This window comes from Pseudomonas sp. Ma2-10 (assembly GCF_054330215.1).
In genome coordinates, this window is sequence record NZ_JBTEYL010000099.1 from 1 (window position 1) to 324 (window position 324).

1 protein-coding gene is annotated in these 324 nt (G+C 61.4%); it reads right to left on the bottom strand.

Annotated elements, in window-relative coordinates; genetic code table 11:
• The coding region (locus ACXPVS_RS27485) for a contractile injection system protein, VgrG/Pvc8 family (protein ID WP_458512670.1) at window positions 1-324 on the bottom strand (324 nt) is incomplete at both ends.

Genomic DNA, 324 nt, shown 5'->3' on the forward strand with positions numbered 1-324 from the left:
CTGAACGCAATAAATGCGCTCGGGATAAATCGCCCCGACGTTGAATGCGTAGGCGTTGCTTTGGATGCCGTGCTCTTCGAGGACGCTGCCGATGATTTTAGGCACCGTGAGGTTCTGGAAGATGCGCTGGTTGATGCGGTGCGCCAGGTAAGACAGTTGCGGGCGCAGGGTCACCGCGTAGCGGGTCAGGCGTTTGCCGGAATCGCCCTGGGCGGCGCGATAGACCTGGCCGTGAATGCCGCTGCCGTCAGGCGAGAGCTGCAAAAAGGCCGGTTTGTGCAGCAGGGTCTCGAGGTCCAGGGACGGCTGTTCACTGACCAGCTC